10 protein-coding genes and 1 pseudogene are annotated in these 13982 nt (G+C 67.8%); all 11 read right to left on the bottom strand.

Features of this window, described 5'->3' with window-relative positions:
• Positions 1 to 62: 62 nt before the first annotated feature.
• The 11 genes and pseudogenes from GFK26_RS05920 to GFK26_RS05970 all read right to left on the bottom strand — a co-directional run bounded on the left by GFK26_RS05920 (position 63) and on the right by GFK26_RS05970 (position 13959).
• Complete coding sequence (locus GFK26_RS05920) at positions 63 to 545, bottom strand: Hcp family type VI secretion system effector (RefSeq protein WP_056583653.1); 483 nt, start codon at positions 543 to 545, stop codon at positions 63 to 65.
• Between the two features lie 51 nt (positions 546 to 596).
• Positions 597 to 2105, bottom strand: a complete 1509-nt coding sequence (gene tssC, locus GFK26_RS05925; protein WP_153281189.1) for a type VI secretion system contractile sheath large subunit — start codon at positions 2103 to 2105, stop codon at positions 597 to 599.
• Positions 2102 to 2674: a type VI secretion system contractile sheath small subunit gene (tssB, locus tag GFK26_RS05930; protein WP_153281190.1), complete on the bottom strand. Its 573-nt coding sequence runs from the start codon at positions 2672 to 2674 to the stop codon at positions 2102 to 2104. The genes tssC and tssB overlap by 4 nt, the downstream gene beginning before the upstream one ends.
• A gap of 82 nt (positions 2675 to 2756) precedes the next feature.
• Positions 2757 to 3854 (bottom strand): type VI secretion system protein TssA, encoded by a 1098-nt coding sequence (tssA, locus tag GFK26_RS05935; RefSeq protein ID WP_153281191.1) that lies wholly within the window; start codon positions 3852 to 3854, stop codon positions 2757 to 2759.
• Between the two features lie 140 nt (positions 3855 to 3994).
• The gene (locus GFK26_RS05940) at positions 3995 to 5182 is read right to left on the bottom strand and encodes a fumarylacetoacetate hydrolase family protein (protein ID WP_153281192.1); all 1188 of its coding nucleotides are present in this window, start codon (positions 5180 to 5182) and stop codon (positions 3995 to 3997) included.
• A 72-nt stretch (positions 5183 to 5254) separates the two neighbouring features.
• A pseudogene (locus GFK26_RS34540) lies at positions 5255 to 8993 on the bottom strand (molybdopterin cofactor-binding domain-containing protein).
• A gap of 136 nt (positions 8994 to 9129) precedes the next feature.
• Positions 9130 to 9630, bottom strand: coding sequence for a (2Fe-2S)-binding protein (locus GFK26_RS05950; RefSeq protein WP_153281193.1), 501 nt, complete (start codon positions 9628 to 9630; stop codon positions 9130 to 9132).
• A gap of 112 nt (positions 9631 to 9742) precedes the next feature.
• The gene (gene pncA, locus GFK26_RS05955; RefSeq protein WP_153281194.1) at positions 9743 to 10471 is read right to left on the bottom strand and encodes a bifunctional nicotinamidase/pyrazinamidase; all 729 of its coding nucleotides are present in this window, start codon (positions 10469 to 10471) and stop codon (positions 9743 to 9745) included.
• 43 nt (positions 10472 to 10514) lie between these two features.
• Complete coding sequence (locus tag GFK26_RS05960) at positions 10515 to 11249, bottom strand: ABC transporter ATP-binding protein (RefSeq protein ID WP_070063547.1); 735 nt, start codon at positions 11247 to 11249, stop codon at positions 10515 to 10517.
• Positions 11246 to 12037: an ABC transporter ATP-binding protein gene (locus GFK26_RS05965; protein ID WP_153281195.1), complete on the bottom strand. Its 792-nt coding sequence runs from the start codon at positions 12035 to 12037 to the stop codon at positions 11246 to 11248. Before GFK26_RS05965 ends, GFK26_RS05960 begins: the two co-directional genes overlap by 4 nt.
• Positions 12034 to 13959, bottom strand: a complete 1926-nt coding sequence (locus GFK26_RS05970; protein ID WP_153281196.1) for an ABC transporter permease — start codon at positions 13957 to 13959, stop codon at positions 12034 to 12036. The genes GFK26_RS05965 and GFK26_RS05970 overlap by 4 nt, the downstream gene beginning before the upstream one ends.
• Between the last annotated feature and the right edge of the window lie 23 nt (positions 13960 to 13982).

Genomic DNA, 13982 nt, shown 5'->3' on the forward strand with positions numbered 1-13982 from the left:
GTGGACCGCCGGCGAAGGCCGCGGAGCCGTGGCCCCGTCGACCTGCCGCGCAACAAAGGAAATCAGGCTTCCTTGTTTTCCTTGATGTTCCAGCCCAGCACCGTCTCGGCGCCCTTGCCGCCCTTGTCGGTCTGCTCCCAGTACTGCTGCTTCACCTTCGCGGCCTGGAAGGCGTACTGCACGAAGACGGCGTCGGAGCCCTGCTCGGCCGTGTACTGCACCGAGGTGACGAGCACCTCTTCGAGCGTGACGCGGGTGTATTCGATCTGCGAGCCGCCGGCCTTGCACACGGCCACTTCGACCTTGCTCAGGTGCTTGCCGCTCGCGCAGTTCTTCAGCACGGAAGGCGCGGCCTTGTCGATGCGTGCGAGCACCTGCAGGTCGTTGAAGCTCGCCTTGCCCACGCCGCCGCCACCGCCGCTGACCATGTTGCCCGGCTGCGTCGCACCCCATGCAAACGACTTGATGTCGGTCCAGTCCTTGTGGTTCGAGTCTTTGGACTCACCGTTTGCTCCCTCGACGCGCATGAACATGTCTACTGCCATGATTGACCCCCAAAAGTTATCGATGAATTGCCCGGTAGCGGGACAGTGGAATTAGCTGCTGTCCTTCTTGTTGGACGGCAGCTTCGAAACCAGCCGCAACGACACGGTCAGCCCCTCGAGCTGGTAGTGCGGCCGGAGAAAAAACTTGGCGGCGTAGTAGCCGGGGTTGTCCTCGATGGCTTCCACCTGGACCTCGGCCGCCGCCAGCGGCTTCATCGCCTTCGTGTCCTGCGACGAGGTGCCGGGGCTGCCGTCGACGTAGTTCATGATCCAGTCGTTGAGCCAGCGCTCCATGTCCTCGCGCTCGCGGAACGAGCCGATCTTGTCGCGCACGATGCACTTCAGGTAGTGCGCGAAACGGCAGCACGCAAACAGGTACGGCAGGCGCGCCGCCAGGTTGGCGTTGGCCGAGGCATCGGCGTCGTAGTACTCGGCCGGCTGCTGCAACGACTGCGCGCCGATGAAGGCCGCGAAGTCGGAGTTCTTGCGGTGCACCAGCGGCATGAAGCCGTTCTTGGCCAGCTCGGCCTCGCGCCGGTCGCTGATGGCGATCTCGGTCGGGCACTTCATGTCCACGCCGCCGTCGTCGGTCGGGAAGGTGTGCGTGGGCAGGTTCTCCACGGCACCGCCCGACTCCACGCCGCGGATCGACGTGCACCAGCCGTACTGCTTGAACGAGCGGTTGATGTTCACGCCCATCGCATAGGCCGAGTTGGCCCAGGTGTAGCGCGTGTGCAGCGCCGAATCGGTTTCTTCCTCGAACTCGAACTCGTCGACCGGGTTGGTGCGCGCACCGTAGGGCAGGCGTGCCAGGAAGCGCGGCATGGCCAGGCCGATGTAGCGCGCGTCTTCCGAATCGCGGAGCGACCGCCACGCGGTGTGCTCGGTGTTCTGGAAGATCTTGGTCAGGTCGCGCGGGTTCGACAGCTCCTGCCACGAGTCCATCTGCATCACGGTGGGCGAGGCGCCGGCGATGAAGGGACAGTGCGCGGCGGCGGCGATCTTGGCCATCTCGCCGAGCATCTCGACGTCGGGCGGGCTGTGGTCGAAGTGGAAGTCGCCAATCAGCGCGCCGAAGGGCTCGCCGCCGAACTGGCCGTACTCGGCCTCGTAGATCTTCTTGAACATCGGACTCTGGTCCCAGCCGATGCCCTTGTGGCGCTTGAGCGAGCGCGCCACTTCGCGCTTCGAGGCGCACATGACGCGGATCTTCAGCTGCTCGTCGGTCTCGGTGTTGTTCACGAGGTAGTGCAGGCCGCGCCATGCACCTTCGAGCTGCTGAAAATCTTCGTGGTGCAGGATCTGGTTGATCTGCTCCGACAGCTTGCGGTCGATCTCCGTGATGATGGCCTGCACGCTGCGGTAGGCGTCGTTCGAGATGGTGACGGTGTTCTCGAGCGCCTGCACGGCCAGCGTCTTGACGGCGTTCTCCACCGCCTCGCGCGCCTGCTCGGTCTTGGGCTTGAACTCGCGCTGAAGAAGGTCGGAGAACTCGTTCGGTTCGAGTGCTTCGACGGTCGCGGTCTTCGCGCGTGCGCTCTGCTGGGATGCGGTGCTCATGGTGCGGTCCTGTCGTCGGCTTGCTTGGCTGCTGCTGCTGCATCTGCGGCCGCCTGCGCGACCGCGGGGTTGGGCGCGGACGCCAGCGACTTGAGCAGCGCCGGGTTCTGCAGCGCCTGTGCAATGAGTTGCTCGGCGCCGTTCTTGCCGTCCATGTACGAGAGCAGGTTCGACAGCTCGGTGCGCGCTTCGAGCAGCTGCTGCAGCGCATCGACCTGGCGCGCAATGCGCGCGGGCGAGAAGTCGTCCATGCTGTCGAAGGTGATGTCGACGTTCATCTGGCCTTCGCCGGTGAGCGTGTTGGGCACCTGGAACGCGACGCGCGGCTTGATGGCCTTCATGCGGTCGTCGAAGTTGTCGATGTCCACCGCCATGAATTCGCGCTCCGCGAGGTCGGGCATCGGGTCGGTCTGCTTGCCGGCGAGGTCGGCAATGACGCCCATCACGAAAGGCAGCTGGATCTTGCGTTCGCTGCCGTAGATCTCGACGTCGTACTCGATCTGCACGCGCGGCGCCCGGTTGCGCGCAATGAACTTCTGACCACTGTTTCTGACACGGTTGTCTGCCATAAGCTTCCTCTTGAAACTGAATGCATGGGTCGTACCGGTCGGCCGATGCCGGGGCGTTCGGACGTGCCGGCTGCAACGACCGCTAGGGCGATGCGGTGCCGCCGTTCAACGGGCGGCCGGCAAGGCTTTCTATCTTCTGCAATCCCTCGGGCACGAGCTCTTCGATGATCTGGAAGAAGTTGAGGTCCAGCAGCCGCTGGGCCCTGCGGATCAGCATGGGCGCCGGGTGGCTCGGTTCCGTTCGCTCCAGGAACTCGCACGCTTTTTCCAACAGCACCTGCACATCTTCACGAGCCGATATTTCAATCTCTTGAATGCGCAGCGGACGCGCAGCCATTTGCGGGGCCGCTGCAACGTGCGCGGTGGACGAGCCACCCGGTGCGTGCACTTGCGCCGCACCGCTTGTTTGTTCTGCACTGCCCGCGGCCGACGCCTGCGGCACTTCGCTGTGCGGCTGCTCCGGCAGCAACTGGCCCACGGTGCGCAGCGACCGTTCGAGCCGCGAAAAATCGGGCGCCCAGCTCTGGCCCAGCGCGCGCTCGCAGGTCTCGCGGATGCGCTGCAGGAGTGCCAGAGCCTCACGCAGCGCCACCACCGGCGGCGCCGCCTTGTCGTGCGCGCGGCGCGCGGCCTCGCGCAGGCGGCCCACGCCGCCGGGGTAGTCCACCTGGTCGCTCTTGCTCGAATCGAGCAGCGCCTCGACCTGCCGCAGGCTCATCGCCGTGCCGCCGTCTTCGAGCAGCCGCGCATCGCGCACGCTGCGTCCGAGCCCTTCGGCTTCGGCCAGTGCGGCCAGCGCATTCATGCGCGGCAGCGGGTCTTCGTTCGTGCCATCCACGACGCGCGGATGCACGTCGTTCCAGAAAGTCTGCAGCACCGCATCGACCTGGCGCAGCCCGTCGACATAGCCGGGCAAGCCGCGGCTTTCGGTCCATGCGAGCGTGAGCGGCACCAGCACGCGCAGGTCGCGCGTGCGCAGGCACAGTTGCCGTGCGATGCGGTCTACGCGCGCCCAGTCGGGCGGCTCGGCGGGGATGATCGTGTCGCCGAACTGCTGCTCGCGCTTGCCCGTGGCCGCCTGTTGAAGCGCCATGAAATCGGCGTCGTATTCCAGATCTTCACCACAGGGAAGCGGGCCTTCGACGGGCGTCTGCAATAGATCGATCTCGTTCGGCAGCAACCACGTCTCCCTTGATTTATCCACTCGCGATGGTAGTTATCTTGAGGGTAAGAAGAGGCATGGTCAACCGCAACAGAATGCAAAGTACAGCCTCTGAATTCCAAAGGAGTACATCTGCTTTTAAAGTGCAGAAATACGGTTTACAGCAACTGGCGAGCGGCCAGGTTGCGCATCAGGGCACCGAGGCCGAAAGACCACCGAGGCGCTTGGTCTGCATGCACCACGCGGTTGTTCAGTGCGCCCAATTCCGGCGCGGCAATGCGCACGTGATCACCCACGACATGCGTGAATCCTTGCCCCGGTCCGTGACGGTCTTGTGTCGGCGCGAACATCGTGCCCAGAAACAACATGAAACCGTCGGGGTAGGCGTGGTGGCGGTTGAGTGTCTGTGCCACGAGGTCGAGCGGATCGCGGCTGATCTTCGACAGCGAGCTCGAGCCTTCGAGCGTGAAGCCCTCGGGGCCCGTCACGTTCAGCGCGACTGTGATGCGGCGTACATCGGCAATGCCGAAGTGCGCATCGAACAGACGGATGAACGGGCCGATGGCGCACGAGGCGTTGTTGTCCTTGGCCTTGCCCAGCAGCAGTGCGCTGCGGCCTTCGAAGTCGCGCAGGTTGACGTCGTTGCCGAGCGCGGCGCCCAGCGTCTCGCCGCGGCTGTTCACTGCGAGCACGACCTCGGGCTCGGGGTTGTTCCAGGCCGAGTCCGCGTGAATGCCCACGTCGGCGCCCGTGCCCACGGCCGCAAGCACCGGTGCCTTGGTGAAGACCTCGGCGTCGGGGCCGATGCCGACTTCGAGGTACTGCGACCACATGCCCTGCGCGATGAGCACGTCCTTCACCTTCATCGCTTCGGGCGAGCCCGGCACGATGTCGGCGAGGTTGTCGCCCAGCACATCGCCGATGGCCGCGCGCGTGGCTTCGGCGCGGGAGGCGTCGCCACGCGCCTGCTCTTCGATCACGCGTTCGAGCAGGCTCGCGACGAAGGTCACGCCGCTGGCCTTCACGACCTGCAGGTCGCAGGGTGCGAGCAGCCAGGCTTGGTTGCTGTCGCGCGTGCTCTCGTCGCTGTTGGCGAGCACGGCCTCGAGCGCGGCGATGCGCGGCGCGGTGCCACTCTGCAGTGCCGCGCGCACGGCTTCGGACGGCGAGCCCTGGCCTTCGAGCAGATCGCTCATGGTCGGCGCAAGCTTCGACAGATCGTGCAGGCCATCGCCCTGAACGGCCACCAGCACCGGGCCCACGCCGGGCTGCCAGAGGCGGCCGACAAGGGTGGCGCGCTGGGCGTCGCGGGGCAGGCTCGAAGCGGTCGAAAGGTTCAATGGCATGGCGGGATGTCTCCGTGAAATAGGGTCTGCGCGCCATCGTAGCCGCGGCCTCGGGACGGCGTCCGCCGCGGGTCAGTGGCCCGGCGCGGCCCGCACGCGCGCCACCTCGGCGGGCAGGTTGGTCCACGCCGCTTCCTGCGGTGCGAAGCGTGCGCGCATGTAGCCCGCGAGGTCGGCGATCTGGCGGTCGTCGAGCGCGTCGCGGAAGGCGGGCATGAAGCCGATGTCGCGGTGCGCAGGCGCGCGCACGCCGTCGAGGATGGTGCGCAGCAGGTTGTCGGGCCGTGTGCTCGTGAGGCTGCTGTTGAGTGCGAGCGGCGTGTTCACGCCGAGCAGCGTGGGGCCGTCGCCGTCGTGGTGGCACGACGCGCAGGCGCTGTCGAACATGCGCTGCGCGGGGCCGAGCAGCTGGCCTTGCGTGCGCGCCGCGTTGTCGACGGCCTGCTGCGCGAGCGCCTGCGGCTGCGCGACCGGCTTGGGGTTGAACGACCCAAGGTAGACGGCCATCGCGCGCACGTCGGCGTCGGGCACCTGCGCGAGTTCGCGCACCACCTCGGCCATCGGACCGCCCGCAATGCCGTGGCGCGGCGAGTGGCCGTTGCGCAGGTAACGGTAGAGCGCGTCGGTGTCCCAGGGCACGGCGGCCTTCGACAGCTGCGTGAGCGCGGGGGCTTCCCAGCCATCGACCATCGCGCCTGAGAGGTACGCACTGCCGCCCTGCTCCGCACCGAGCGCGTTGCGCGGCGTGTGGCAGGCGCCGCAATGGCCCAGGCCGTTGACGAGGTAGGCACCGCGGTTCCACTCGGCGCTCTGCGTGGGCACGGGCTGCAGCGGCGCGGGGTCGTGAAACAGCGCGTTCCAGCCGGCCATCAGCGGACGCAGGCTGAACGGGAACGTGAGTTCGGACTTGGGCGTTTCCGCGCGCACGGCGGGCATCGCCATGAAGTAGGCATAGAGCGCCTGCAGGTCGTCGTCACTGGTCTTCGCGAACGCGGTGTAGGGGAACGCGGGGTACAGGTGATGGCCGTCGCGCGAGACGCCTTCGCGCATCGCGCGCTGGAAGGCGCTGAAGGACCAGCGGCCGAGGCCGGTCTCCGCATCGGGCGTGAGGTTGGTGGTGTAGAGCGTGCCGAAGGGCGTCTCCATCGCGCGGCCACCGGCGCTGGGTGCGCCGCCGGGTGCGGTGTGGCAGACGGCACAGTCGCCGAGCGCGGCGAGCACGCGGCCGCGTTCGATGGTGGACTCGCTGTAGACCGGTGCGCTGAGCGACACGGGCGCGATGGCCGAGCGCCAGCCGAGCAGGCCGGCGATGACGCCGAGGCCGCCGATGAAGAGTGCGGCGCCGGTGGCCCACAGGCCTTTGCGCCTCGGCCAGATGGTCCCCGCATTGCTCCTTCCCCTCTGGGGAAGGTTGGGATGGGGCACAGCGGCGTCACCACTCGAGCGCCGCTTGCCCCACCCGCCCTCCCCAGAGGGGAGGGAGCAAAACCCTATTCAACTCAGCCAGCACCGTCTCCGGCGTGAACGGCGGCGACCTGAACCTGACCCCCGTCGCATCAAAGATCGCATTCGCAATCGCCGCCGTCCCCGGCACCGACGACGACTCGCCTGCCCCCAGCGACGGCTCGCCCGGCCGCGGCATGTGCATGATCTCGATCACCGGCACGTCGCGGAAATTGATGATCGGGTAGCTGCCCCACTCGCGGCTCGCGACCACGCCGGTCGGCAACACGCCCGGCAACTGCGCACCGCCATCAGCATTACCTTGCTGCGGCGCGAACTTCACCTCTTCCATCAGCGCGCGGCTGGTGGTCTGGATCACGTTGCCGTGCACCTGGTGCTCGACACCCGCCGGGTTGACCAGCAAGCCTGCGTCGTGCCCCACCACCACGCGGCGCACATGCACCTCGCCGGTCTTTCGATTCACCTCGACATCGGCCACCCACGCAGCCCATGCGGCGCCGAAGCCCGGCCACTTGCTGTGGATGTAGCGCGCGTACGCAAAGCCCTGGCCGAAGAGGATGTCGCCGCCTTCGCCGAGCCCGCCATCGGCGTTCTCCTGCGGTCCGGTGCGCATGCGCCAGCCGGCCTTCTGCGCGGTGGCCTGCACGAGTTCGATGGCGCGCGGGTCGTCCAGATGCCGCAGGCGGAACTGCATCGGATCGACACCCGCCGCCGTCGCCAGCTCGTCGATGTACGACTCGTGTGCGAACGAACTCGGCAGCGCCGACACGCCGCGCAGCCACGAGGCGCGCACGATCGGCGCCATGTCGTTGACCTTCACGCGCAGGTTGTCGTAGCTGTAGGGCGGGCGCGCGGTGCGGTCGCCCATCTCGTAGGCCTGCGCCACGGGCTCGACCGTGCGCGTGAGCAGCAGCGCGAGCGTGGGCGCGCCGTTCGAGGGGTACGAGGTTTCGAAGTCGTAGGCGGCGACGCGGCCGTCGGCCATGAGCCCGCCGTCGATCTCCATGAGCTGCGCGGCGCCCTTGGGCTCCCATGCATGCTCCTGCTCGCGCGAGAGCTGCACGCGCACCGGCGCGCCCACGGCACGCGCGAGCAACGCGGCATCGGCCGCCACGTCGTCGGCGCCGTTGCGGCCGTAGCAGCCTGCGGCCTCCATGCGCACCACGTCGACCTGTACGTCGTCCACGCCCATGAGCTTCGCGAGATCGGCACGCAGCACGTGCGGGTTCTGCGATCCGGCCCAGCACCGCAGCTGCATTCCGCTGCCATCGGCGGGCTGCCAGTCGGCCAGCGCGCACGACGGGCCGATGGACGCGTGCATCTGGTACGGCCATACGTAGGTGCGCTGCATCGGTTGCGCAGCGGCGGCCATGGCGCCATCGACATCGCCCTCATCGACCAGCAAGCGCTGCGTCAACGGGTTGTCGCGCAGCGCCTGTGCCACGTCGCGCAGATCGGGCATGCCGGGCCAGGGCTTCCAGGTCACGCGCAGTTCGCGCATCGCCTGCTCGGCGTGCTCCTCGCGCTCGGCGACGATGCCGACGAAGTCGCGGACGACGACCACGGCGCGGATGCCCGGGATGTGCGCGATCGACGATTCGTCGACCGATTCGAGCGTGTTGCCGATGAAGTCGCCATGGTCCGCGCCCGCGTACGGCGGGCGCACGACGCGGCCGTGCAGCATGCCGGGCACGCGCATGTCGTGCACGAACACAAGGTCGCCCGCGAGCTTGGCCGGGATGTCGACGCGCGCCTGGCGCGTGCCGACGAGGCGGTAGTCGGCCGGGTTCTTGGGTGTCGCGTCGAGGTCGAGGCGCAGCACCGTGCGCTGGTGCGCCACGAGGTCTGCGTAGTTGACGTGGCGGTCCGGTGCCTCGGTCACGCGCACCACGCCGTTGCGCACCTGCAGCGCATCGACGGCCACGCCCAGCCGCTCGGCCGCACGCGCCAGCAGCCAGGCCCGCGCCTGCGCGGCGGCCAGCCGCAGCGGCTGCGCGTGGATCTGGATCGACGCGCTCGCGATGGTCGCGCCCTGGTTGGGCGCACGCGCGGTGTCGCCGAGCATCATGCGCACGCAGGGCATGCCGAGGTCGAGTTCTTCGGCCACGATCTGCGCCAGCGCGGTCTGGATGCCGGTGCCGAGATCTACGTGGCCGTTGAGCGCGGAGACACTGCCGTCGTCCCACAGCGCGAGCAGCACTTCGTCGCCTTCGGTGGGGTTGCTGGCGATGAAGGCGGGCTGGCCCTTGGCGGGTGGTGGGGGCGGGGCGTCGCGCACCACGAGCAGCACGCCATCGGCGGCGAGGAATTCCGCGCGGGTCTGCGGCAGGTCGGCGCGGCGTGTCATTCGTTTTTCTCCCTCTCCCTCTGGGAGAGGGTTGGGGTGAGGGCCAGCGGCGATGGCAAAGGCTGTGCATGTGCGAAGGCCGATGCCCTCACCCTAGCCCTCTCCCGCACGCGGGAGAGGGGACAACACGAGCGGCTCATGGCTTGACCTCAGCACGCATGCGCACCGCCGCGCGCTGCACCGCATCAAGGATCTCGATGTGCGTCCCGCAGCGGCACAGGTTGCCCGACAGCTCGCTGCGGATGCGCGCCTCGCTCGCGTGCGGATCACGCGCGAGCAGCGCCGCCGCCTGCATCACCATGCCGTTCAGGCAGTAGCCACACTGCGCAGCCTGCGCGTCTTCAAACGCGGCCTGCACCGGATGCCAGCGCCCGCGCATGCCCAAGCCTTCGAGCGTCGTAATACTGCGCCCCGCCACGCCATGCGCCGGGATCACGCAGGACCGCGCGGCCACGCCGTCGACATGCACCGTGCACGCACCGCACTGCCCGAGCCCGCAGCCGTACTTCGGCCCGTTGAGCCCGAGGTCGTTGCGCAGCAGGTGCAGCAGCGTGGCTTCGCGCGGCACGCCGGCGAGCGTGTGCGCCTGGCCGTTGACCTGCAGGTGCAGCGGCTCAGCGCCGCAACTGGCCGTCACGGGCACCGGGCTCCAGGCCCGCGAAGGGTGTGGCCCGCGATCGAAAACTTCATGCGTTGTCTCGTCCGTCGTCGTGGTTGTGGTTGCTGTCGTCTGCCGCGGCCCGGCGGCATCAGGCCGCCTGGATGTCGCCCGACTGGATGCGCTTCACGCCCTTGGCCGTCATCTGCTTCCAGGCGGCGGCCAGCGAGCCGTTGAGGTCGATGCCGCGCGTGGCGTCTTCGATCACGTAGGCCTCGAAGCCGGCCTTGCGCGCGTCCATCGCGGTCCAGGCCACGCAGAAGTCGGTGGCGAGACCCGTGACGAACACGGTCTTGATGCCGCGCGCCTTGAGGTAGCCGGCCAGGCCGGTGGCCGTCTTGTGGTCGGCCTCCTCGAAGGCGGAGTAGCTGTCCATGTCCTTGTGGAAGCCCTTGCGGATGATGAGCTGCGCGGTCGGCACCTTGAGTTCCTTGCCGAGCGCGGCGTCGTCGGTGCCCTGCACGCAGTGGTCGGGCCACAGCACCTGCGTGCCGTAGTTGAGCTTGGTGGTCTCGAAGGGCTTCTTGCCGGAATAGGTGCTCGCGAAGGAGGCGTGGCCCGCCGTGTGCCAGTCCTGCGTGACGACGATGTTCTGGAACGCGGGTGCCAGCGCATTGATGACCGGGATCACTTCGTTGCCGCCCTTTACCGCGAGCGTGCCGCCATAGAGAAAGCAGTTCTGCACATCGACCACGATCAGCGCGGCCTTGCCGCCGGGCTTGATCTTGCCGGCCGCGAAAGCGGACGAGAGCCCAAAGCTGCCGAGGCTGCCGACGAGCCCAAGGGCAGCGGCGGACTTCAAGACGGTTCTGCGATGCATGGCGTGGACTCCGGTGGGTTGAGGGAAGGAAGAAAGGAAACAGTCAGACGCTGAGGTAGGCCCTGCGCACTTCTTCGTTGGCCGCCAACTCGGCCATCGTCGCGTGGTAACGGATCTGCCCCTTCTCGAGCACGTAGGCGCGATCGGAAACCAGCTCGGCGAAGTGCATGTTCTGCTCCGACAGCAGGATGCTCACGCCCTGCGCCTTGAGCTCGAGGATCATGTTCGCCATCTGTTCGACGATGACCGGGGCCACGCCCTCAGACGGTTCGTCGAGCAGCACGAGGTACGGGTTGCCCATCAGCGTGCGCGCGACGGTGAGCATCTGCTGCTCGCCACCGCTCATGCGGCCACCGGGGCGGTTCGGCATCTCGCCGAGGTTGGGGAACAGCTGGAACAGGCGCTCGGGCGTCCACAGCGGTGCCGCGGTGCCGTCGGCCCACTGGCGCGCGGGCTGCTTGCCGACCTCGAGGTTCTCCATCACCGTGAGGTCGGTGAACACGCGCCGGTCTTCGGGCACGAAGCCCAGGCCCAGGCGCGCCGCATGGTGCGGCTCGCTTTTCGAGATGTCGTGCCCGAGAAAGCGCACCGCGCCGCGGCGCTTGCTCAGCATGCCGATGAGCGTCTTGAGCGTGGTCGACTTTCCCGCGCCGTTGCGGCCCATGAGCGCGACGACTTCGCCGCGCCGCACTTCGAGGTCGACGTCGTAAAGGATCTGCGCGGCGCCATACCAGGCGCACAAGGCCTTGGCTTCCAGAAGCGGTTCGTGCGTGCTCATGCGGTAACTCCAAGCGCTGCGGCTTTCTCTGCAATCTTCTCGAAGGTCTTGCCGCTGCCGAAGTACACCTCCTGCACCTTCGGGTGGTCGCGGATCTCGAGCGGCTTGCCCTGCGCGATGAGGCGCCCGCGCGCCAGCACGATCATGCGGTCGGCGTACGCGAACACCACGTCCATGCTGTGCTCGGTGAAGAGCACGGCCATGCCGCGTTGAATGACGAGGTCCTTGGTGAGCGCCATGAGCGAGTTGCGCTCCTGGGGCGCCATGCCGGCGGTGGGCTCGTCCATGAGCAGCAGCTTGGGCGAGTTGGCCATGGCGATGGCGAGCTCGACGCGCTTCACGTCGCCGTAGGCCAGCACGCTGCAGGGCCGGTCGGCCTGCGCCTTCATGCCGACCTGGTCGAGCAGCGCCAGTGCTTCGTCGCGCTTGTGGTCCGCTGCGCGGCGCCACATCGAGAACAGCTTGTGGTCGTGCGAGAGCAGTGCCATCTGCACGTTCTCGACGACGGTGAGCGAGGCGAAGGTTTCGGCGATCTGGAAGGTGCGGCCCACGCCCTTGCGCCAGATTTCGCGCGGCTTGCGGCCCACGAGTTCGTGGCCGTCGAGCGTGATCGAGCCTTGGTCGGCCTTGAGCTGGCCGTTCACCATGTTGAAGGTGGTCGACTTGCCGGCGCCGTTGGGGCCGATGAGCGCGAGCAGCTCGCCCGCGGGCAATTCGAAGCTGATGCCGTCCACGGCCTTGACGCCGCCGAAAGACTTGCCGAGGTTGTCTACCTTGAGGAGGCTCATGCCTTCACCTCCTTGAGCTTCGCATCTGCTTCATCATTCTTCGGTGCACGCCACCGGTCGACGAGTTGCTTGATCGACCCGGCAATGCCCTGCGGGAACAGCAGCACGAGGATCAGGATGATGGCGCCGAGCATCGCGCGCCAGTAGTCGGTGTTGCGCGCCACGGTGTCGTGCAGCCAGGTGAAGGTGACGGCGCCGACCACCGGCCCCGCCAAGGTCTGGATGCCGCCGAGCAGCACCATCACGAGGCCGTCGACCGACTTGCCGACCGACAGGCTCTCGGGCGAGATGCTCCCCTTCGAGAACGCATAGAGCGCACCGGCCAGGCCCGCCACGGTGCCGGCGATGACGAAGGCCGCCCACTGCATGCGCTTGACGTCGATGCCGATGGCATCGGCGCGAAGCACCGAGTCGCGGCCCGCGCGCAGCGCATAGCCGAAGGGCGAGAACAGCACGCGGCGCAGCCACCACACGCCCGCGCCCACGAGCACCAGCGTGAGCCAGTAGTACACCTGCTTGTCCGACAGCCACTCCGACGGCCACACGCCGGTGAGGCCGTTGCTGCCGCCCGTGAAGCTGTCCCACTGGTAGGTGATGGCCCAGGTGATCTGCGCAAAGGCCAGCGTGAGCATCGCGAGGTACACGCCCGACAGCCGCACCGCGAACCAGCCGTAGACAAAGGCACCGAGCGCGGCCACCAGCGGCGCGACCACGAGCGCCAGTTCCATCGGCAGGTGCAGCGCACGCACCAGCAGCGCCGCGCCGTAGGCCCCGAGGCCGAAGTAGGCCGCGTGGCCGAAGGAGTGCATGCCGGCCGGCCCCATGATGAAGTGCAGGCTGGTGGCGAACAGCGCGGCGATCAGCAGGTCGATCATCAGCACCGTGGTGTAGGGCGAACCGGCCGTCAGCAGCGGCAGCGCGGCAAGCACCACGGCAAGCCCGGCGGCGGCCACGATGTAGGCGGTGCTGGGCCGGCGCAGCGGTTCTTCCTGCATGCCGACGTAGCGGCTTGGCGCCTGCGGCCGGCCGAACAGGCCCCACGGGCGCCACACCAGCACGATGGCCATCACGAGAAAGTCGACCATCAGCGTGAGCTTGGAGAACGACACGTCGATGCCGAAGATCTGCACCACGCCCAGCCAGATGCACACGGCCTTGATCTCCGCGATGAGCAGCGCGGCCACGTAGGCGCCGGGCAGAGAGCCCATGCCGCCGACCACCACGACGACGAAGGCGGCGCCGATGGTGTTCAGGTCCATCTCGAGCGTGGCGGGTTCGCGCGGCAGTTGCAGCGCACCGCCCAGGCCCGCAAGCAGCGCGCCGAGCGCGAACACGGCGGTGAACAGCCAGGCCTGGTTGACGCCGAGTGCGCTGACCATTTCGCGGTCCTGCGTGGCGGCGCGCACCAGCGTGCCGAAGCGCGTGCGCGTGAGCAGCAGCCAGACGAGCCCGAGCACCAGCGGGCCGACGACGATCAGGAACAGGTCGTACGAAGGAAACTGGCGGCCGAGGATTTCGACCGAACCCTTGAGGCCCGGCGCACGCGGGCCGAGCAGTTCGTCAGGGCCCCAGAGCCACAGCACCGCGTCCTTGATGACGAGCACGAGCGCGAAGGTGGCCAGCAGCTGGAACAGCTCGGGCGCCTTGTAGATGCGGCGCAAGAGCAGCACCTCGATGAGCGCACCCAGCACGCCCACCGCGAGCGCGGCGATCAGCAGCGCAGGCCAGAAGCCCACGCTCGGGCCGAGCTTCTCGACGAGCGTGTACGCGGTGTAGATGCCCACCATGAAGAACGACCCATGGGCGAAGTTGACGATGCGCGTCACGCCGAAGATCAACGACAAGCCGGCCGCCACCAAGAACAGCGAAGACGCGCCGGCCAACCCGTTGAGCAACTGAACAACGAAGCCTGAAAAGCTCATGAAAGACCCTGAGGAAACTGGAG

The organism is Variovorax paradoxus, assembly GCF_009498455.1.
Taxonomy (GTDB): domain Bacteria; phylum Pseudomonadota; class Gammaproteobacteria; order Burkholderiales; family Burkholderiaceae_C; genus Variovorax; species Variovorax paradoxus_H.